This is a genomic window from Bacillus sp. FSL M7-1020 (assembly GCF_038050415.1).
GTDB classification, from domain to species: Bacteria; Bacillota; Bacilli; order Bacillales; family Bacillaceae_G; genus Bacillus_A; species Bacillus_A toyonensis.
Map to the genome: position 1 here is coordinate 24691 of NZ_JBBOTW010000003.1, position 22418 is coordinate 47108.

Genomic DNA, 22418 nt, shown 5'->3' on the forward strand with positions numbered 1-22418 from the left:
ATGGCAGAAAAAATTCAATTAACAAAAAGAGATCGCTTAGCCGTTGCATGGCGGTCTACATTTATTCAGGGTTCTTGGAACTATGAACGTATGCAAAATGGTGGTTGGGCCTTCTCGATGATTCCAGCAATTAAAAAATTATATAAATCAAAAGAAGATCGAAAAGCGGCGTTAAAACGTCATTTAGAATTCTTCAATACACATCCCTATATTGCTTCACCAATTTTAGGAGTTACATTAGCACTTGAAGAAGAACGCGCTAATGGTGCAGAAGTTGATGATGTGGCAATTCAAGGGGTTAAAGTTGGGATGATGGGTCCTTTAGCCGGTGTTGGTGATCCAGTGTTTTGGTTTACTTTACGTCCGATGTTAGGTGCTTTAGGAGCATCATTAGCAATGGGTGGGAATATCCTTGGGCCAATTCTTTTCTTCTTAGCTTGGAATCTGATTCGTTGGGGATTTATGTGGTATACACAAGAATTTGGTTATAAAGCTGGTTCTAAAATCACTGATGATCTTTCAGGTGGATTATTACAGGATATTACAAAAGGTGCATCAATCCTTGGTATGTTTGTACTTGCAGCCTTAGTGGAACGGTGGGTATCAATTAAATTTAAGCCAGTCGTATCTGAAGTTCAGTTAGATAAAGGTGCGTATATTGAGTGGGACAAACTTCCCGGAAATGGTGAAGGGATTCGTCAATCTTTTGAACAAGTAAACTCAGGAATGGCACTGTCACCTACGAAAGTGACTACCTTGCAAGATAACTTAGATCAATTAATTCCTGGTTTGGCCGCATTGCTTCTGACATTCTTCTGTATGTGGTTGCTTAAGAAAAAAGTCAGCCCAATTGTTATTATTCTTTCATTATTCGTAGTTGGGGTAGTTGGTCACGTAATCGGACTTTTATAATTTAAGTTGCTGAAGTTGTCAATTCTTAAGATTTATTATTTAGGAATTGTTGAGATTGAAGTGTAGTTTAGTAATCTGTGAAACGATAATAGTTCGCATACAAAAAGTGGCTGGATATTATTGTTTCAGCCACTTTTTGTATTGATTTAATAGTTTGAAGTAACGAATTTTAAATAGGATAAATGAAATGGAGTGGATATGATGGTTCAATCAATTAATACAAAGGTAGATTTAGTAATAGATGCCACCGCGTTCACGGGACTTACAGACTATGGGAAAATTATGATTGGTGATAAAGGATTTGAATTTTATAATTCTCGTGATACGCGTAAATTTATTCAAATCCCGTGGGAGGAAGTAGATTACGTTATAGCCTCCGTGATGTTTAAGGGGAAATGGATTCCACGTTATGCGATTGAAACGAAGAGAAATGGGCTCTTCACCTTTTCTTCTAAGGAACCTAAGAGAGTTCTTCGGGCTATACGAGAATATGTAGATCCAGATCATATGGCACAATCTCTAAGTTTCTATGACGTTATTAAACGTGGTCTTAAATCGATAGGTAAAAAGAAATAACAAAATGAAAAGAAGGGGTGTATTTTTCATAAAGGAGTTAACATGATTTTGGTGTAAAAATAGTATAAAAGGTAATAAGGCGTATAGATTCCTATCAGGGGTGTATCTTATGCTGCAAGTCCAAACAACAAAAATCTATTTAGAGAAACATAAACAGATATGTTTGTTTGGATTTAAAAATACCATTTAAATATGTAAAAACAACATGATTAAATGGTATTTTATTCACGATAAAAGTGGAGTAATAAAAAGGAAATTTGAATTTAACCTGTAATTAAATGTAATTGAGTAAAAAGTTTTAGTGATAGCTAGTAAATTAGGAGGCACTTGGTTTAGAGGTGCCAGTACGTAATTATATTTGTGTAGGTGAAGAAATTATTAAACACCTAGTTCGAATGGAGGAAGAATAATTATCAGGACAGTATAGTTTATACTAAGTTGAACTACTCCTATTTAGCACTCTAAGGAAGATTTCTGTGAACACAGATGTATCCACTAGTGCTCTGTCCATAGTTCCTATAGAGAGAACTGGAGTATTTTGTATGTTGGCGAACTCCGTTATCAACTTTATCTTGGTTTTCGCAACTTCGACAAGTGTGGAACGATAGAACGTTGAAGATTTTACAATTTTAACGATTATCCTCTGCAATCAGCCTCATATCTTCAACTTTCAACGAGTAATCCGTACAAGTACATGGTAGCAAATATGTTGGTCTAGGCCAGCTGAAATTTACCTTTCAACTATTCGCTGGTACTCTCGTACCCTCCCGCAAATTGAGAGGGCGTCTTCTGTCGGAGAAAGATAAATTGAGTTGAATTAAAAATGGTATATAAGGACTGCTAGTTAATTAAAAAAGACTTTTATGCAAACACAGGAGTTACTTTTTTTATTTATTTTCTACTGTTAAATTATTGACTAGTGTATAGTATTCTCCAAATTACAGCGTAAAACAGCTTCTGTCACAAATGAAATTCGTAATGATATAAGCCGTTTCCATTGTCTGTAATTGACAAGCATTTGCATGTTATAAATTTAAAACTAGAATCATCATAATAAACCTCTAAAAAAAAATCGTATTGACTATACAGACCATCATAAAATTCTTTCATTTTTGATGTGCTTATAATTTTAATGGCTTTGATTTCTTTTGAATTAAATCCGAAAATTTCAATTTTTTGATGCTCGATCTCTTTTCCTTCATTAGTAATTTTCTTTATAGTAAAATTATTCATCGTACTCATCCACCTTTAATTAACAAGGTTTTGTTTTGAACTACCTCGACTTTTCCTTCATTTAGAAGAGGGGATTCCTAAGTACTGAGTTCTATCAAACTCTAATCTATTAGGATAGCTCCACAGTCCTTGCGGTTAGAAGTCTTATCGTTTCCTTCTGTAGATTAATATTTTGGTTAATATCCCTATCATAGTGTGTACGACAAGAAGGGCAGTCCCATCTACGAAGTTTTTATGTTCTGATTATTAAGGGATTTAATAATCATGCTGTAATCCTAATTGAATTAAATGGTAGTTAATTCAACATTTAATCGGTTCAGTATAACTTTCATTAACTTGGTTAGTAGCGGAAATTATAAGTTTATACCCCCTGCCTCTATGGTTGACCAAAATATGTGGATTCTTAGGGTTTTTTTCAATTTTCTCCCTTAATTTTTGAATGTAAACATATAATGTGGAAATTCCTGTAATTTCAATATAATCAATTAGTTCATTTACAGTAAAGGTTTCACCTATATTATTGGCTAATAGATATAATAATTTAAACTCTGTAGTAGATAGCATAATACTTTCATTTCTCTTTTTTATGCAATGCCCTGCGACGTCAAATATTATATCAGGAGATAATAATATAAGATTTTCAAAGGAATTTTGGCCTTTTTTATTTCTTTCCGCAGATAATTTTTCCCAAAAAGTTGTTATTGGATCTGTTAGATTAATTAATGCTTTTTGTCTTAAAAGTACTTGTTTAACATCGCTTGCATTAGAGTGTGTGACTAGAATTGGAATAGAAGTCAATTGTAATAATTCACTCCAATAGTAAATATCTTCAGGTGTTGGATTTGATAGATCTAATACAATTGAAAGAAAGTCCCCGCTTTGCGCAATTTCTATTATAGTTTCACGATCATTAGTACTTAAAATATCTATATTCTTTTGCTTAAGGATGAAGCTCACCAATTCAATGAAATCTTCATTATGGGACAATACTATTATTTTCACCTTTTTACCTCCAACTTTAACTATAATTAAAGAACTTTATTTTCCGAGTGCTCAAGTCATTTAAAATATTGTTAGCGATTTTAATGTTATATTAAATCACTATATACTACATAAATTAATGTATTGCTTAAGTGACTCTAAGTTCGTTTATCTTATTGAATGAGAATTTAAATTCTGCTATGGAAGTTTCATTTTTGTTAAATTATTGAATTTAAATAAAATATTAACATGAATATCTAAATTTATTTTTTGATAATCTTTTTTCAGAAAATTCAGATACAAAAAAAGAGCTGTTTTATTCTCGGTAAATGCAGTTGAATGAATTATTTGTATATAATATTTAAATGGTATTCGGATGAAGTTATAGAGCTTATAACCCTGATTTAATTAATTTGGATTTTTAATTAGATAAACTCATATAAAAATGCCATAGTTCTGCAAGAAATATCTAAAAATCTATTACGAATGATATTAAATAGGGTATTTATTGTACTTTGATGAAGTGAATTTTTTCCTTGGATACTTGAACTCGGAAATAGATTATTTAACGGTAAATTCATTATAGAACTTTAAAAAATTTTATCTAAATAAATTTTTAGTTTAATCTAATGTTTTTTATAAAGACAAAACCCCTTAACTATTGTAATTTTAAATACAATGATGTTGAAGTTAACAATACGATTGTTCCACTTATAATCTATTAAACATTGTGAAATATTATTTGTCCGTATACTAAAATATCAATATTTATAGAAATAGCTAGTTAATATCACAAGGTAAAAGTTAGAAAATAAACTTATATTAACAGCGTAGTAATCGCTAGTAAGTAATTACATTGAATTATTTTTAATGGAGTTCAGTTATAACTAATATTTGTAAGGAACATTTAGAAAACGTAATTTAAATAGACTATATTTTAGTATAGGTGTAGGAAGTATTGTAATGTGAAGAAATAAAATTTGTAACAAAGCGATACTGATAGTTTTTTATTTTATTATTGAGAGGGGTTTTCTCATGTTGAATGAAAGTCAATATACTGATCTTAATGTTTTTGAAGACTTAGAATCTAGTGTTCGAAGTTACTCAAGATGTTTTCCGACAGTTTTTGATTGTTCTAAAGGTTTTAAAATATGGGGGGAAAACGGAAAGGAATATATAGATTTTTTTGCTGGAGCTGGTGCTCTAAATTATGGACACAATGATCCATATATGAAAAAGCAATTACTTGATTATATTCAAAAAGATGGAATAGCACATAGCTTAGACATGGGGACAATGGCTAAAGCTAACTTTTTAATAAAATTCCAAGATGTAATTTTATCAAAAAGAGGATTGAATTACAAAATTATGTTCCCAGGACCGACTGGAACAAACGCAGTAGAAAGTGCATTGAAAATCGCAAGGAAAATCACTGGAAGAACAGGTGTATTTAGCTTTACAAACTCATTTCATGGAATGTCCATCGGATCACTTTCGGTAAGTAGTAATCGTAAGAAAAGAAAAGGGGCAGGAGTACCTTTGAACAATGGTGTGTCTCTTCCATATGAAAACTATATTAATGGGTTCGATTCGCTAGAATATTTAAGAAAAATTTTAAATGATAATGGAAGTGGTATTGAAATTCCTGCAGCAATTATAGTTGAGACTGTACAAGGTGAGGGTGGCCTACACAAAATGAGTTTTGAGTGGCTTAGGGAATTAAGAAAGATATGTGATGAATTTGATATTTTATTAATTATAGATGACATTCAAACTGGTTGTGGACGTACAGGTACATTTTTTAGCTTCGAGCCAGCAAATATTAGCCCAGATGTAATATGTTTATCTAAATCGATAAGTGGATATGGTCTTCCTATGTCTTTAACACTGATAAAACCGGAATTTGATAATTGGTTTCCAGGAGAGCATAATGGCACTTTTAGGGGAAATAATTTAGCTTTTGTTACTGGAACTGCAGCATTAAAATATTGGGAAAATACAAAATTTGAGGAGTCTATTCAAAAAAAAGCAGATAAATTATCAAAAGATTTACATGGTTTAATTGAAAAATATCCAGAGATAGAGGGAGAGCATCGTGGAAGAGGGCTAATACAGGGGATTTATTGCAAAAAAAATGGACTCGCAGAAAGAGTTTGTGCAACTGCATTTGAAAATGGATTAATTTGTGAAACATCTGGTTCGGATAGCCAGGTAATCAAAATTATTCCACCATTAATAATTGATAGTGACGGGTTGCAGAGAGGATTGGATATTATTGAGTACTCCATTCAACAAAATTTGTCACACAGCTATAAATAGAATTTAAATATAGAGGGGGATGTAAAGAATGAACGATTCGAAATTTTATATGAATAAAAAAAGAGATACAGATGTAGGGGATGAAAGAAAAGAAAAAATATATGAATTATCATTGAATCAATATGGTCTATGGTTTTTGGATCGATTAATACCTAACAGTCCCCTATATAGTGTTCCATGGATGTGTAAGATTGAAGGGGATATTAATATAATGGCGCTCCAGACTTCACTTCAAAGGGTATGGGAAAGACATGATGTGTTAAGAAGCCGAGTCATAATGGCCAATAATAAGCCATTTATAGTTTGTTCTGGTGTAACTCAAGTCCCTTTTCATATCGTAGATTTAACAGATTTTAATTATGAAAGGCGTCAGAATGAACTAAATAGACTAATTTCTTTAGAATCAACAAAGCCTTTTAATATAGAGAATGAAGAACTTATGAGATCTTATTTGTTTAGTTATACTAATGACAACCATGTTCTGGTTTTCAATATGCACCATATTATTTTTGATGGCTGGTCTATGGAAATTTTACTTAGAGAAATAGCAATAACTTATAATGCAATAATTGAAGGAAAAGAGCCAGAACTACCGGAATTACATTGTGATTATTTTGAATTTTCAAAAATAAATAAAGAGCGTATTAATAACGAAGATAAAGAAGTATATCTTGCGTACTGGAGAAATAAGTTAAATGCCGTATCTAAAGGAAATTATTTCCCAAGTGACTTTCCGAAGTTACCAGAACAAAAATATAAAGGCAAAATTTTGACAAGGAAGTTACCAGAGCATCTAACGGAAAAATTATCTTATTTGGCAAGAAATGAGAAATCAACACTTTACATGGTATTATTGTCGGCATTTAAAGTATTGCTACACAAATATACTGGAAGTTTTGATTTATTAATTGGTTCACCTATGGCTGGGCGTTCTAAAAGTGAATACGAGTCATTAATTGGTTACTTTGTTAATTTAGTAGCTTTACGCACAACATTTAATGCAGAAACGACTTTTAAAGAACTATTAAAAGAAGTCAAGAGAACAACACTTGAAGCGTACACTTACCAAGACATTCCACTCGATATTCTTGCTAAAGAGTTAATGCCTAAGCAAAATAATACCACTCAAGCATTAATTCAAACTGTCTTTGCGTATGAAGATGACGCTACATTAGGAATTAATATGGAAGGTTTAAAATTATTACCTATTGAGGGATTACCAACTTTTACATCTAAGTTTGATTCAACTTGGACAGTAACAAATAAAGGGGAATTTTTAGAAATAAATGTTGAATTTAATACTGATTTATTTGATGAAAAAACAATACAAAGATATATAGATCATTATGAAGCACTGTTGCAAAATATTTTGGATCATCCTAATTCAAAAATATCTACTTTAGAAATTCTAAGTGAAAATGAAATAGACAGATTTACCTCTGATAAAGTATTAATTTTGGATGAAAATTTGAAGCCGGTTCCTGTAGGAGTATCCGGTCAAATTTTTATTAATAACGTAAACATTGATATGGAATATGCATTACAATATCCTAACTTGAAGGATAAATTAGTAGAAAACCCATTTGAAAAAGGGAAGTGTTTATTGAAAATTGGTAGAGGTAAGAAGGATAGGGAATATAGCGTTCATATTCAAGAAGTATTTGAATTAAATTTAGAAACAGTGCCATTAGTTGAGAGTAAATCTAATGTTTATTTAGACAATCTTCAAAGTATAACTGGTAAAGCAATGGTGGTTATTTGGAAAGAAGTACTTGGAGTGCAAAATATAGAATTAAGTGATAATTTTTTTGAATTGGGTGGACATTCCTTATTAGCAATCCAAATCATGGTACGTGTAAGAGAAGCATTTGGAGTTGATGTACCATTAAGAAGTTTATTTGAGACCCAGAACATTGGAGAATTTATCAACGCTGTAGAAGAGGCGGTTACTGCAGACGTAAATGTATCTAGCGGGGTGGAATAGATATGAAATTTGATTCTTTAGAGGGAAAAACAATTCATGAAATCATTGAAAAGCGATTAAATCAAGCCTCTTTACAAAAAAATAATGTTGATAAATTAGAAATTACATCTAGAATTGATCCAATTAGAGCTTCTTTTGCACAGGAACGACTCTGGTATCTTCAGCAGTTACAACCTAATGATACTTCTTATAATACATACTTTGCATTTACTTTAAGTGGGGATTTGGATGAATTAGCGTTAAAAGAAGCATTAAATATAATTGTTCAACGCCATGAGTCCCTTCGAACAACATTTAGGGAAATAGACGGTAAAGCATTTCAAATAATTGCGGACTCAGAGGAGATTAAAATTAACTTTGTAGATTTAAGTAATACTAGATTTGAGAGACAATTCTTGTTAAATATAGTAAATACTCCATTTTCATTACAGGAAGGCCCATTATTCCAGGTTCATTTAATTAAATTGGAAGCCAATAAGCATATACTCCTTTTTAACATGCATCACATTATATTTGATGGATGGTCAGCTGGGATATTTATGGATGAATTGACTACTCTTTATGAGGCCAATGTGAAAGGAAATAAATGTGATTTAGTACCAATTAAATATCAGTATGCTGATTTTTCAAACTGGCAACGTAAACATTTAACTGTAGAAAGAATGGGAAGATATTTAAAATATTGGGCTGATAAGCTAAAGGGCGCTCCACCATATATTGAACTCCCATACGATAAAATGAGGCCATCAATATTAAATTCCGAAGGGGATTTGTATAAAATTACAATTCCAAAAAATATAGCTGATGAAATTCGGAATTTGAGTAAAAAAGAAGGCGTAACATTATTTATGACTTTGCTATCAGTTTTTTACATTCTTATTTATAAATACACAAAACAAAAGGATATTGTAATAGGTTCTCCAATTGCGGCTAGAACTAGTAAAGAAATTGAATCAATAATTGGATTTTTTGTGAATATGGTCTGTTTGAGAGGGCAAATATGTGAGACTCAGGAGTTTAAGAGCTTTCTTAGAGCGGTTATGGATACATGTATAGAAGCGTATTCTAATCAAGATCTCCCTTTCGAAAAACTAATAGAGGAGCTTCAACCAGAAAGAGATTTAAGCAGGACACCAATTTTCCAAGTAATGTTTGAATTACAACATGGCAGTCACACATTTTCTATAGAAGGCTTGGAAGTCAATAGTATAGAAGATAGCGTAATAACTTCTAAATATGATTTATCTATTATTATTGAAGATTTAGAAGATGGTTCTTTGGATGTGAATTTTGAGTATTCAACAAATTTGTTTAATCGAGACACAATTGTCAGAATGGCTAATAATTTTCAAACTATCATAAAAAATGTAATAGCTAAGCCTGATGTAATTATATCAGAGATTGAATTTATGACAAAAAGTGAAAAAGATACATTATTGCTGGAATGGACAGATACGAAAAGAAGTTTTGTTAAAGATAAAAGTTTCTTTGACTTGTTCATAGAACAAGTCACTAAGACACCAAATAATATCGCTGTTATGGATGAGGTAGGGACGTTAACATACAAAGAAATGTATTTATTATCAAATGAAATTTCAAAACGACTTATGTTGTCCGGTGCTAGTAATGAGACAGTAGTTGGATTATTAGGAAATCGTGATAGATATTATTTAGCTAGTATACTTGCAATATTCCAAGTTGGAGGGGTTTACCTTCCGCTAGATCCAAATTATCCTATCCAACGAATTAAACATATTCTTCAACAAAGTAAGTGTAAAACAATTTTATTTTCTTCTACTTCTGGAGAGGAAGCACAAAATCTTGATTTAAACGATTTGCTTAATTATTCCGTTCAAACTGTAAATTTAGATGAAATAATTAAGAATAAAATCCAAATGGATTTATGCTCTATACCTAAAGTGTTTCCAGAAAATTTGGCTTATATCATTTTCACATCTGGTTCTACCGGACTACCGAAAGGGACAATGATAGAGCATCGTAACATGATGAATCACCTTTTTTCTAAAATTGTTGACTTGAAACTGACTAGTAGAGACACAGTTGCACAAACTGCTTCACAATGCTTTGATATATCAATTTGGCAGTTCTTAACGACTATATTAGTCGGAGGAAGAATTCGAATTTATAGTGACCAGACTGTGATGGATCCTACCTTACTATTAGAAAAAGTAAAGAATGACAGAGTTACAGTAATGGAAACCACGCCATCTTATTTGAAATTATTTATTGAAGAAGCTACAAAAAGTAATTATTGTAATCAACTGTTGAGATTCATGCTAGTTACAGGTGAGCAATCAGATTCGAGATTACTAAAAAATTGGATAAGGACATTTAATGAAACAGAAATAATTAATGCTTATGGGCCAGCAGAATGTGCAGATGATGTAACCATGTACAGGGTTAATAATATAAACCATCTGCAGCCTGGTATAGCCCCGATAGGTAAAGCGATTAACAATATTAAAATTTATATTCTAGATGATGCATTAAATCTTCTTCCAATAGGATCTAAGGGTGAGATTTTTGTTGGAGGAGCAGGTGTAGGGAGAGGGTATATTAATAACCCTAAGGCTACAGCTAATAAGTTTTTACCAGATCCTTATAGTAATAGGCTTGGCGAAAGATTATATCGAACGGGTGACCTTGGAAGGTATAGGATGGATGGGACTATTGAATTTTTAGGAAGAATTGATAATCAAATTAAAATTAGAGGGTTTAGGATTGAGATTGAGGAAGTGGAGGTGAATTTATTACAACATGATTCAATCTCTGATGTGGTTGTCACTATTCATATTGATAAAAATATGGAAAGGTATTTAATAGCTTATGTGGTTCTTGAACAGGGGAACACTAACATTACAGATTGGGATTTAAGAGATGAGTTAGAGAAAAAAATACCTAAATATATGATTCCATCTCAATTTATTTTTATGGATAAACTACCATTATCGCCAAATGGGAAAATTGATAGGAAATTACTTCCTATTCCAAATATGAATAGCTCTATTAATGAATTTATTCCGATTTCAACTGATACAGAAAAAGCTCTTGCATTAATTTGGACAGAAGTTCTAGGTGAAAAAAATATTGGGAAGAGGGACAACTTCTTTGATATTGGTGGCCATTCCTTATTAGCTATACAGGTAATTTCTCGATCAAGAGTTAAATTCAATGTGCCATTACCTGTATCAAGTATATTTGAAGTACCTACTTTGGGAAAGTTGGCTGACTATATTGATACTTTATGCTGGATAATGAATGTGTCAAAAACTGAACATTGATAAAATATCGAAATGAGGCTTTCAGATGAAAATGATTGAGCTCTTAAATAAACTTCGAAAAAAAAATATAAAAATTTGGATAGAAGATGATAGTTTACGTTTTAACGGACCAAAAGAAGGGTTAAATCAAGAACTTCTTAAGGGACTTCATCAACATGAGTATGAAATTTTATCTTTATTAAAAGAGGCAAAAAAAACTGATTATCCAAAAAATGTACAGAGTGTTACTAAAGCCAAAAAAGAACATATTCCGCTTTCGTTTGCTCAAAATCGTCTGTGGTTTATGGAGCAATTAAAACCTGGAAATTCTTTTTACAATATTCAAGATGTAAGAAGAATCACTGGACCGCTTAATCTAAAAGCATTGGAAAAAAGCATTCAAGAAATTGTCAATAGGCATGCGGGGTTACGTACAACATTCGCCGAGGAGAATGAGCAGCCAGTACAGATTATTACTGATCAAATGAAATTACCGTTTCGTGTCATTAATTTATGTAGTTCTACAAAAGATGAAAGTGAAAAAGAAGCGGAAAACATTATTTATGACGATGCATCAACCCCATTTGACCTTTCTAAGTGTTTAATACGTGTAACAGTTATCCACCATAGTTCGGAAGAATATATTTTAATTTTATCTATGCATCATATTATATCAGATGGATGGTCAATGGGAATTCTATTTAAGGAGATGGAGGTATTATATGAAGCTTTTTGTAATGATCAACCATCACCACTGCCGGATTTAAATTGTCAATATTCCGATTATTCGATTTGGCAACATGATCAATTTCAAGAAGAAAAATTACAAAACGATCTTTTATATTGGAAAAATCAATTGAAAAATGCTCCAAATTTAATTGAACTTCCTACTGATTTTTCTAGACCAGCAATTCAAAATTATAAAGGAAGCTTATATTCATTTTGGTTATCGGGTGCAGACATCGAAGAACTTGAAATAATTTGTCAAGAAAATGGTTCAACCTTATTTATGGGACTTCTTACTATATATAACATTTTACTTCATCGTTATACAGGTCAAGAAGATATAATTGTCGGAACTGTTACAGCGAATCGTAACTCTATTGAATTAGAGGAAATTATCGGTTTTTTTGTAAATACGCTACCTATTAGAAATGATTTAAGTAATGATCCGACGTTTGAAGAATTACTTATGAAAGTAAGAAACTCATGTCTAGGTGCTTATGCGCATCAAGAAGTACCATTTGAAATGTTAGTTGACCAATTAAAGCCTGAAAGAAACCTAAGTTATACCCCAATAGTACAAACCCTATGTATTTTACAAAGTGCTTCGGATACGTTACAACTTCCTGGCCTTAAAGTATCAAGAGTTGAAGTTGATTATGATACGGCTAAATTTGATTTGACCTTTGCATTTGAAAAAGATGCGGATGGCATGCAGTGTCATATTGAATTTAACAATGAAATTTTTACGGAAAATACAATTGTTAAATTGACGAAGAGTTTCCAAAATATCTTAAAGAGTTCAGTTGCTACTCCAAATAAGAGGATATCAGAATTACAAATAATTTCAAAAAGGGACAGAAAAAAAGTAGTAGAAACATGGAATGAAAAAAATGATATTAATTATAGTAATCTTTGCATTCATGAATGGTTTGAAAAACAGGTTGAGAATAGACCAGATTCAATAGCTATTGTTTCTACAAAAGAATCAATCTCTTATCAACAGCTGAATGAAAGGGCTAATCAACTAGCTCATTATTTAAGAGAAAATGGTGTTACTACTGAAGTAAAAGTTGGTATTTGCGTTGAAAGAACGATTGAGATGCTAGTTGGGATTATTGGAATATTGAAGGCTGGAGGTACATACGTTCCAATTGATTCAAACTATCCAGAAGAACGAAAACAATATATTTTACAAGATAGTAATGCTCAATTGTTGCTTACAAATGAGCATTTAGTAGACAGTTTTCATGAAGATTTAGAAATTGAAATTTTAACGTTTGAAAAAGACAGAAAAATCATTAAACAAAAAAGTACAAGTAATATTAAAAATATATCGAATCCATCTAATTTAGCTTATATTATCTATACCTCTGGTTCTACTGGTAAACCAAAAGGAGTGATGGTTTCGCACTCTAATGTAACTAGGTTATTTCTTAATACAGAAAAATGTTACCAATTTAATTCAGATGATAAATGGACTCTTTTTCACTCTTTTGCATTTGATTTTTCAGTTTGGGAAATTTGGGGTGCCTTGTTGTATGGTGGACAGTTGGTTATTGTTCCGTATTGGACTGCTCGTTCTATAGATGAATTTTATGAATTAGTCGCCAAACAAAAGATTACAGTTTTAAATCAAACACCTTCTGCTTTCTACCAGTTTATCGAAGCTGATAAAGAGTTGAACATGGAACTAAGTTTACGTACAGTAATTTTTGGTGGAGAATCGCTTGAAACAAATAAATTAAATAATTGGTTTAACAAACATGGAGATTGTAAGCCAGCTTTAGTTAATATGTACGGCATAACAGAAACAACAGTTCATGTTACTCATCAACCAATCAATCATTCACAAACCAATGAGAAGAATATGATTGGTAAAAGAATTTCTGATTTAGAACTCTATATTTTAGATGAAAACATGGAGCCAGTCCCTATTGGAGTAGTTGGAGAGATTCATGTAGGTGGTGCGGGAGTAGCCAGGGGATATAATAATCGTCCTAGATTAACTGCTGAGAAGTTTGTGCCCAATATTTTTAGTAAAGAAAAAGGCTCAAGATTATATAAAACTGGGGATTTAGCAAGATTTCTAGATAGTGGAGGTTTAGAGTATTTAGGAAGAATTGATCATCAAGTAAAGATTAGGGGATTTCGTATTGAATTAGAGGAAATCCAAAGAGTAATGGAGGAATATCCTTTAATCCAACAAACAGTAGTGGTTGTTCATACAAATGAGGATAATGATATTAGAATTGTTGCATACTTCACATTAGAAAATGGGCAGTCTTTAGACTTAGGGGCCTTGAAGGATTATCTAAAAAATATCATACCAAATTATATGATACCATCTTGGTTTATCGAAATGAAAAAATTTCCTCTTAGTCAAAATGGGAAAATTGATAAAAAAAGGCTACCTAATCCTTCAAATGAAACAAGAATATCAAAACACGAAATGGTTTTACCTCGTACAGAGATAGAGATGATGCTCTCAGATATTTGGAAAGAAACATTAAAAATTAGCAAAGTCAGTGTTAAGGATAATTTCTTCGAGCTTGGAGGGAATTCATTTTCCGCTATTCAATTTATAAGAAAAGTGGAAGCACTTTTAGGGAAAACAGTTTCAACAGCAGCGATTTTTCAATACCCAACTATTGAAGGGATTGCAAAAATGCTGGAGAAAGAATCGAATAATAATGAAAACGATGTGATCGTAGAATTGCATCCAAGTGAAAATAAACAAACGTTGTCTTTAGTTCATCCGGTTGGAGGGAATATTTTTTGCTATACTGGATTGCTTAAACTTTTAGAACCTAATTATCAAGTTTATGGCTTTAAAGCACCAGGTATAGATGGGAATGAAAAGCCGATTACATCGATTAGAGAATTAGCAAAGCGATATGTATCTGAACTGTTACTAACAAATAGAACAGAACACACTATTTTAGGTTGGTCTATGGGCGGAATCGTTGCTTTTGAGATGGGAATACAAATTTATGATCAATTAGGATATGCACCAAAAATTATTATGATAGATAGTTGGAGTAAAGATATATCTTCAATGGAATATTCCGGCGAAATAATCTTTAAAATGTTTATTGAAGATTTACAAAGAAGTAGCGGGGCCGAGATTTATCTGAATCAAATGGATCAAGGAATGAATGAATTAGAAAGACTAAACTATGTGCTTACAGTTATAAGGAAAGCCGGAATATTTTCAACAGAATTTAAAGTTGAGCATTTAAAATATATGCTTGATGTGTATTCAGCAAATTTAAATGCACTAAATGGATATGTACCCACTAAAAGGTATCCTGGAGAAATTGTGGTGCTCCGTGCGGAGAATGGTGATAACCAAGATAAAACACTAGGTTGGAAGGATTGGTCTCAACAAGAAGTATCAGTTAAAACGATTCCGGGTGATCATTACACAATATTTAATAAACCTGGAATTAATATTCTAGCGGATGAAATCAGAAAATCTTTGGGAGATTCTAAGATAATTCAAGTTAAATAAAAATGGGGGTTATTATGATGGGAAAAGTAACAATTTATACAGTGGTAGTAAATCATGAGATGCAATATTCAATTTGGAGGAAAGAAAAAGAACTACCGTTAGGATGGGAAGAAGTTGGATTTTCGGGGGAAAAGGAAGAATGTTTAGATTTCATTGAAAAAGAATGGACTGACATGCGCCCACTCAGTCTAAGAGACAGAAGTAGGGTAAATAACTAATGCAAGAAACAGATTACTAGTAATAAGTAGCATAAAGGAGGAGAAAGATGATATACAGTCCAGCATTACTAGAAGAATGGATGAGGAAATATTACTATGATGCAAAAATTGATATCGGAAGTAGTGGTGTTTATCCATGGTCATTTGGTGAACTCAGAGAAAAATTACAGATTCACACGGATGAATTGGATGAAATAAAGCTAATGGATAGCACATCATATGGTCACCAACTATTAAGATATGAAATTAGTGAAAGATGGAGTAACGGTAATCCAAACTCTGTAATGGTGACACATGGATCTAGTGAAGGTTTATACTTAGCTTTAAATTCTTTACTTAATGCTGGTGATCATGTAATTATTTTAGATCCTTGTTATCATTCCGTAGAATCTATTTCAACGCAAATTGGATGTCAACTAACAAGATGGTATCTTCGGGAGGAGAACGGATTTAAAGCAGACATAGATGAATTAAAAAAGCTAATGAAACAAAATACTAAAATGTTGATTCTGAATTTTCCGCATAATCCAACTGGTACTACTATCACAAATAAAGAATTAATGAAAATTATAGAACTTGCTTCTGAGTTTGATGTGTTTCTACTATGGGATGGAGCATTCACTGATCTTGTATATGATACAGAGCCGTTAGAAGATCCAACAAAGTACTATAAAAAGGCGATTTCAACCGGAACATTTTCTAAATGCTATGGACTCCCGGGTTTGAGATTTGGTTGGTGTATAGCTGCTCCAGAAATACTGGAAAAATTTATTCCATTACGGGATAGAATGACTTTACATCTATCACCATTAGTGGAATATGTAGCACTTAAGACAGTTAGAAATATTGATACTTTACTTCATAGTAGATTAAATGAAGTAAAACAAAATTTAGCTTATTTATCCAACTGGATGAATGAAAACACGAAATATATTGAATTTAATCCGCCAGGTGGAGGAGTAACTGTATTTCCGAAAATTAAATCATACATTGATGTAGAACAATTGTGCCATGAATTAGGAAAAAAATATAATGTTTTATTAGTACCAGGGACTTGTTTTGGGAATCTACAAAGGGTAAGGCTTGGATTTGGTTGTACCGCGAGGGAATTACATCTGGGGCTTTCTAGCTTAGAACAATGCCTTAAAAATAATATATAGAGGTGAAATTGTATGCATAGTATAGAGTTAACTAGTGAAGAAATTAAATCAATAATGAAGATTGTGAACGATCTTTCTTCTAAATATCCATCTGTTGAAGATGAAGATTTTCTATTAGAAGCTAGTATTTATGCACAAGAACTTCCTAGAAGATTACGGAGTGAGGTTAATAGATTTAGATTATTAGAGACTGGTAAAGGAATCTTTCTTATAAAAGGATTCCCAATAAACGATATAGAGCTTGGACAAACACCATCTCATTGGGAGAATAAACCAGATAAATCACCGACAATCCAACAGGATATCTATTTTTATTTATGCTCATGCCTATTAGCAGATCCTATCGCATGGGCTACTCAACAAGAAGGTTATGTAATGCATGATATCTTGCCTGTAAAAGGATATGAATTAGAGCAACTTGGTGCTGGTAGTGAAGTACTATTAACTTGGCATACAGAGGATGCTTTCCATCCATATCGGACTGATTACCTAGGTTTAATGTGTTTACGAAATCCAGATAATGTTGAAACAACTTATGCATCAATTGACAATTTAGAATTGGATGAAGCAACAAAAGAAAAATTATTTGAGAGAAGATATGTTATTCGACCAGATGAATCTCATCTCGAAAAAAATAGGGGAGAAATACGTAAAGAAATACCTGTATCTGAAGAGGTATTAAGACGTAGTTACGATAGAATAAACAAACTGAATACATCACCGGAAAAGGTTTCAATTCTCTTTGGTGATCCTAAAAATCCATATTTAAGGCTGGATCCATATTTTATGGATGATGTATTGGATGACATAGAAGCGAATAATGCTTTTAACGAAATAGTGAAGCAAGTTGATGAAAAAATCGCTGGCTATTCTATTCAACCCGGAGAAATTATATTTTTAGATAATTATAAAGTTGTACATGGTAGAAACCCATTTAAGGCTAGATTTGATGGAACTGATCGCTGGCTTAAAAGATTAAACATTACAAGAGATATTCGAAAATCTAGAGATTTTCGAATAAGTCCAGAGAATAGAGTGATTTTTTAAAAAACTTTTTAAACGTAGGGGGAAGATGATGTTATATAAAAAAAGACTAATGGTCCCAGGTCCGACTCCAATCCCGAATGAAGTCATTCATGCTGGTATGCAACCAATGATTGATGAGCGCACCCCGGAATTTGGTATTTTATTTTCTCGATTGTTAAATAATTTAAAAGAAATTCTTAACACAAATAACGACATCTTAATTTTTTCTTCAAGTATTACCGGAGCTTGTGAAAGTACAATACAAAATTTGTTTTCTTCCGGGGACAGAGTTCTTATTATTAACAATGGTTTTTTTGCAGAAAGATGGATAGAAATATGTAAAGCTTATGGGGTTATAGTGGAAGAAATTAAATGTGGCTTTGGACAAGAAATAGATTTTACAGCGGTGGCGAATAAGTTATCTCTTAATCAAGATATAATTGCTACTATTTGTGTCTTTTGTGAAACTTCGACAGGAATGATGAATGATATTGAGAGGTTATCAGAAATAGCTAAAGGAACCTTAACTATTGTAGATGCTGCATCTGGTGTAGGCGTAAGTGAGATAAAAACAGATCAATGGAACATAGATGTTGTGGTGTCTGGAAGCCAAAAAGCTTTAATGACTCCACCTGGGATCTCATTTGTTAGTGTAAGTCAGAGGGCATGGCAAGCACACCGGTCTGCAACTTTACCAAGGTTTTATTTTGATTGGGGAAAATCAAAAAAATTTAGCCAAGAAAAATATCCGCATACCCCATTTACGCCAGCTATTAGTTTAATATTTCAGTTGGATATGGCCACAACAATGATCCTTAATGAGGGACTTGAAAATGTCTACAATAGACATGCAGTATTGAGTAAAGCTACTAGAGAAGGTATGAAGGCTTTGGGCTTAAAGTTACTTATTGAAACAGAGGAAGTTTGTTCGGCAGTTACAGCTGCATTTTTACCAGAAGGCTTAAGTGCAGAGGATTTTGTTGAAGATTTATCCAGACGTTTTGGTATTCAGATAACAGATGGTGCAGGTGTATACAAGGATAAAATCATAAGAATTGGTCATTGTGGTTATATGGACCCGTTTGAAATTATTGCTACAATTTCGGCGATTGAAGCATTATTGGTAGAATACGATTCTAGTGTAATTCTTGGAGAAGCAATAAAGAAAGTTCAACAAGTATTTGCTAATATATCCACAATTACTATGATGTCAAAAGGGTGAAAAGATGAATAAATATAAAAATGGTATTTCTTTACCAAATCAGACTCGCAGAACTATCCATACCATATTCGATCACATTGCTATGAAATACAGTAATAAAATAGCAATTGTTGATAGTGGTGGTGAAACAAATTATGAAGAATTATATAGTTTAGCTAATCAAATGGCTAAGATTCTTAAAGACAATGGAGTAGTTACCGGATCTAGAGTGTTAATTTATTTGCCACAATCTAGAAATTATGTAATATCAATTATTGGTGTCTTAAAGGCTGGAGGCGTATATATTCCAGTGGATCATCATTATCCACTGGAAAGGGTATCCTATATGCTTAAGGACTCTGGATCAGAAATAATTATTACTACTTCTGACCTTGCCTCACGTTTCCATGGGGGAAAAGTAAAAATTATTGAGATAGACTCAAGTTTGTTTGAAACTAAAGAAAAAGTGAATGTAATTCAAGAAAACTTAAATCAAAATGAGGGTGCTTGTATTATATACACTTCTGGATCTACAGGACAACCAAAAGGAATACTATTATCTCATCAAAGTATATTAAATTTAGCTGAAACAGCATCAAATCATTTCCAGTTATTACCGAGCGATCGCTTTTTACAAGTAGCATCTGTTAGTTTTTCTGCGGCACTAGAGGAATTATATCCAGCTTTATTAACTGGGAGTACCATCATTTTTCAAATCACAAACAGCTCACCCCCTTCCATAAGTGAATTATTAAAAAGTTTAAATAATCAAAAGGTATCTGTTTGTGAATTAGTCACACCTTTATGGCATGAACTCGTTGAATATATAGATGATAACAGTAACTGTTTACCATCCTCACTTAGGTTGTTAATAACTGGAGGAGAACGTCTTTTATACAAAAAGTATCAAAAATGGTGTCAACAAAACATTAAATTGATACATGTATATGGCCCAACAGAATCAGCAGCTACAGCTACGTATTATCATTGTGATCCTAAGGATGATAGCCTGCTTTCCCTAAATAGTAATAGTGAATGGAGAATGCCAATAGGAAAGCCGATTGCAAACACTAATGTTTATATATTAGACGAACATCTTGAAACAGTTTCTACAGGAGAGATTGGAAATATATATATTAGTGGAGATTCACTAGCATCCTATTATGTGAATAAACCTAGCTTAACAGCTGAAAAATTCATACCTAATCCTTATTCTGGGATATATGGAGATAGAATGTATGAAACTGGTGATTTAGGTAGATATCTTCCGGATGGGGATGTTGATTTTATTGGACGTATAGATAATCAATTAAAAATCCGAGGCTATCGCGTTGAACCAGCTGAGATTGAAAAAGTACTAGAAAGTCACCCGAGTATTAAAAAATCAGTTGTAATTGGGCTGAACAATAAGCAAGGGGATACAGTATTAACAGCTTATATGGTTTCAAGTAGTAATGAATTTTTATCAATAAGTGAATGGAGAGACTATCTTCTTACTCAAATACCTCCATATATGATTCCATCCTCTTTAATATATATAGAGGAAATACCATTAACATTACATGGAAAAATTGATCGAGCGGTATTAAAAAGAATGAGTGATACAGAAGAAAAACATCTTTCTCAATATGTTGCTCCCAAAAATTTTGATGAAGGAGAGTTACTTTCAATTTGGCAATCAGTATTTGGCATTAAAAATATAGGTTGCACAGATGATTTTTTCGATTTAGGAGGCCACTCTCTTCTTGCACTCCGAATCGTAGCAAGAATAAGGGATAGGTTTAAGATAGATATCCATCCTGATCAAATCCTAAAAAGTAGAACCATTAGTAATTTAGCCGACATCCTTACAAATAGTAAGAGAAGAAGGGGAGAAAATAATTTAAATATAGAAGAAATTAAGGAGAGAAGAAAATTAAACCAAACACTATTGGAAAGTCAAACGGGGGGAACAGAAGCGTTCTTAACTTCGATTTCTCAGAATGGAATATGGTTTATGGATCAATTCTTATCTGGTAAAGCATTATATAATGTACCATGGAAGTTTAAAGTTTCAGGGAATTTAAATGTGGGAGTTTTAAAAAAAGCTCTCAATAAAGTGGTAAACAGGCATCCTCCTCTTAGAAGTACATTTGATTTGATTAATGAACAAGTAGTAATGATTGTGAACAAAAGTATGTCCATCCCACTAAACATTATAGATTTGACGAATTTACAGGGACCTGATTTACAAATTGAACTAGAAAAGTATATGGAACTTGAAGCTGGAAGAACATTTGATTTGAAATCTGGACCATTACTGAGGACATATGTAATAAAAACAGCTGAATTTGAACATATTATCATGTTTAATGTCCATCACATTATATTTGATGGCTGGTCACTCGACATATTTATGAAAGAACTGGGTATCTATTATACAGCTATTCTCGAACAACAAAATGTAGTTTTACCAGATTTAGAGTATAATTATTTTGATTATGCCTTATGGCAAAAGGAAAGTTTACAAAACAAAGAGATGAAAGATGGAATTGCATATTGGGATTCTAAACTTCGTGGTTCGGACCACTACTTAAAATTGGGTGATCGAAAAGAGAATAGTAATCAATTAAGTTATACTGGGAAAACTATTAGATATAATTTAGGGTATGACTTGCAGAATGAAATTAAAAAATACTCAAAGGAATCCAAAACAACCATGTATATAATTTTGTTATCTGCCTTTAAAATTTTGTTGTATGGCTACACAAAACAATCAGATTTGTCGGTGGGTGTTCCAACTGCCGGGGGTAGAATTGTGAAACAGTTTGATCAATTAATTGGATATTTTGTTAACACAATAATTCTAAGAAGTGAAATTAAAGAAGAAATGAAGTTTAGTGAATTTCTTAAACAAGTGAATCAAACTGCACTAGATGGATATAAATATCAGGAAGTACCGTTGGATATTATTATTCAAAAAGTGAAGCCGAAGCGTAAAAAAGGGAAAAATCCACTATTTCAAGTTGACTTATTGCTGGAAGAAGACCCACTCGAAAATGTTTCCTTTAAAGGTTTGAATATTTATGAATTTGATGATGTGGATACAGGATTTTCTAAATTCGATTTAACTTGGATGCTAAAACAGAGAAAAGATGGTCTTTATTTAAACGTAAATTATAACTCGGATTTAATATCTAAAGAACGAGTATATCTGATGATAAATCGATTTTCACATATTCTTGAAGTCATTATAAAGAATCCCGAAAGTTATATTAATGAGTTGTTATTGAATTGAAATAATAAAGGGG

13 protein-coding genes and 1 pseudogene are annotated in these 22418 nt (G+C 32.2%); 11 read left to right on the top strand and 3 right to left on the bottom strand.

Annotated features, from left to right (window positions below):
* Both MHB70_RS28865 and MHB70_RS28870 read left to right on the top strand, forming a co-directional pair.
* On the top strand, window positions 1-912 hold the full coding sequence (locus MHB70_RS28865) for a PTS system mannose/fructose/sorbose family transporter subunit IID (protein WP_002090267.1): 912 nt from the start codon (window positions 1-3) through the stop codon (window positions 910-912).
* 198 nt (window positions 913-1110) lie between these two features.
* Complete coding sequence (locus MHB70_RS28870) at window positions 1111-1488, top strand: DUF956 family protein (RefSeq protein ID WP_016119404.1); 378 nt, start codon at window positions 1111-1113, stop codon at window positions 1486-1488.
* 960 nt (window positions 1489-2448) lie between these two features.
* On the opposite strand, the gene MHB70_RS28875 is transcribed toward MHB70_RS28870, so the two are convergent.
* From MHB70_RS28875 to MHB70_RS28885, 3 genes and pseudogenes are all read right to left on the bottom strand, one after another.
* Entirely contained in the window at window positions 2449-2721 is a 273-nt protein-coding gene (locus tag MHB70_RS28875; RefSeq protein ID WP_061529734.1) for a hypothetical protein, read from the bottom strand.
* A 109-nt stretch (window positions 2722-2830) separates the two neighbouring features.
* Window positions 2831-2950: pseudogene (locus MHB70_RS28880) on the bottom strand (IS200/IS605 family element RNA-guided endonuclease TnpB); the annotation flags it as partial.
* Between the two features lie 71 nt (window positions 2951-3021).
* Window positions 3022-3723: a winged helix-turn-helix domain-containing protein gene (locus MHB70_RS28885; RefSeq protein WP_061529733.1), complete on the bottom strand. Its 702-nt coding sequence runs from the start codon at window positions 3721-3723 to the stop codon at window positions 3022-3024.
* A gap of 1014 nt (window positions 3724-4737) precedes the next feature.
* Here MHB70_RS28885 and ectB point away from each other — a divergent pair.
* The 9 genes from ectB to MHB70_RS28930 are packed head-to-tail and all read left to right on the top strand — an operon-like array spanning window position 4738 to window position 22405.
* Window positions 4738-6021: a diaminobutyrate--2-oxoglutarate transaminase gene (gene ectB, locus MHB70_RS28890; RefSeq protein WP_061529732.1), complete on the top strand. Its 1284-nt coding sequence runs from the start codon at window positions 4738-4740 to the stop codon at window positions 6019-6021.
* A gap of 28 nt (window positions 6022-6049) precedes the next feature.
* The gene (locus tag MHB70_RS28895; protein WP_061529731.1) at window positions 6050-8005 is read left to right on the top strand and encodes a condensation domain-containing protein; all 1956 of its coding nucleotides are present in this window, start codon (window positions 6050-6052) and stop codon (window positions 8003-8005) included.
* 2 nt (window positions 8006-8007) lie between these two features.
* A complete protein-coding gene (locus tag MHB70_RS28900; protein ID WP_061529730.1) occupies window positions 8008-11307 on the top strand; it encodes a non-ribosomal peptide synthetase in 3300 nt (1099 codons plus the stop codon).
* A 25-nt stretch (window positions 11308-11332) separates the two neighbouring features.
* A complete protein-coding gene (locus MHB70_RS28905; RefSeq protein WP_061529729.1) occupies window positions 11333-15523 on the top strand; it encodes a non-ribosomal peptide synthetase in 4191 nt (1396 codons plus the stop codon).
* 17 nt (window positions 15524-15540) lie between these two features.
* Window positions 15541-15741, top strand: a complete 201-nt coding sequence (locus tag MHB70_RS28910; protein ID WP_080451828.1) for an MbtH family protein — start codon at window positions 15541-15543, stop codon at window positions 15739-15741.
* 47 nt (window positions 15742-15788) lie between these two features.
* On the top strand, window positions 15789-16901 hold the full coding sequence (gene vioD / locus MHB70_RS28915; protein ID WP_061529727.1) for a capreomycidine synthase: 1113 nt from the start codon (window positions 15789-15791) through the stop codon (window positions 16899-16901).
* Window positions 16902-16913: 12 nt separating this feature from the next.
* Entirely contained in the window at window positions 16914-17948 is a 1035-nt protein-coding gene (gntD, locus tag MHB70_RS28920; protein WP_061529726.1) for a guanitoxin biosynthesis L-enduracididine beta-hydroxylase GntD, read from the top strand.
* A gap of 28 nt (window positions 17949-17976) precedes the next feature.
* Complete coding sequence (locus tag MHB70_RS28925; protein ID WP_061529725.1) at window positions 17977-19149, top strand: pyridoxal-phosphate-dependent aminotransferase family protein; 1173 nt, start codon at window positions 17977-17979, stop codon at window positions 19147-19149.
* 4 nt (window positions 19150-19153) lie between these two features.
* The gene (locus MHB70_RS28930; protein ID WP_061529724.1) at window positions 19154-22405 is read left to right on the top strand and encodes a non-ribosomal peptide synthetase; all 3252 of its coding nucleotides are present in this window, start codon (window positions 19154-19156) and stop codon (window positions 22403-22405) included.
* Window positions 22406-22418 lie beyond the last annotated feature (13 nt).

Excerpts from the sequence above, each read along its gene's own strand:
- ectB (WP_061529732.1), top strand. The coding sequence starts at position 4,738 with ATGTTGAATGAAAGTCAATATACTGATCTTAATGTTTTTGAAGACTTA.
- MHB70_RS28910 (WP_080451828.1), top strand. The coding sequence starts at position 15,541 with ATGGGAAAAGTAACAATTTATACAGTGGTAGTAAATCATGAGATGCAA.
- MHB70_RS28925 (WP_061529725.1), top strand. The coding sequence starts at position 17,977 with ATGTTATATAAAAAAAGACTAATGGTCCCAGGTCCGACTCCAATCCCG.
- MHB70_RS28875 (WP_061529734.1), bottom strand. The coding sequence starts at position 2,721 with ATGAATAATTTTACTATAAAGAAAATTACTAATGAAGGAAAAGAGATC.
- MHB70_RS28905 (WP_061529729.1), top strand. The coding sequence starts at position 11,333 with ATGAAAATGATTGAGCTCTTAAATAAACTTCGAAAAAAAAATATAAAA.
- MHB70_RS28865 (WP_002090267.1), top strand. The coding sequence starts at position 1 with ATGGCAGAAAAAATTCAATTAACAAAAAGAGATCGCTTAGCCGTTGCA.
- MHB70_RS28895 (WP_061529731.1), top strand. The coding sequence starts at position 6,050 with ATGAACGATTCGAAATTTTATATGAATAAAAAAAGAGATACAGATGTA.
- MHB70_RS28930 (WP_061529724.1), top strand. The coding sequence starts at position 19,154 with ATGAATAAATATAAAAATGGTATTTCTTTACCAAATCAGACTCGCAGA.
- MHB70_RS28900 (WP_061529730.1), top strand. The coding sequence starts at position 8,008 with ATGAAATTTGATTCTTTAGAGGGAAAAACAATTCATGAAATCATTGAA.
- MHB70_RS28870 (WP_016119404.1), top strand. The coding sequence starts at position 1,111 with ATGATGGTTCAATCAATTAATACAAAGGTAGATTTAGTAATAGATGCC.
- vioD (WP_061529727.1), top strand. The coding sequence starts at position 15,789 with ATGATATACAGTCCAGCATTACTAGAAGAATGGATGAGGAAATATTAC.
- gntD (WP_061529726.1), top strand. The coding sequence starts at position 16,914 with ATGCATAGTATAGAGTTAACTAGTGAAGAAATTAAATCAATAATGAAG.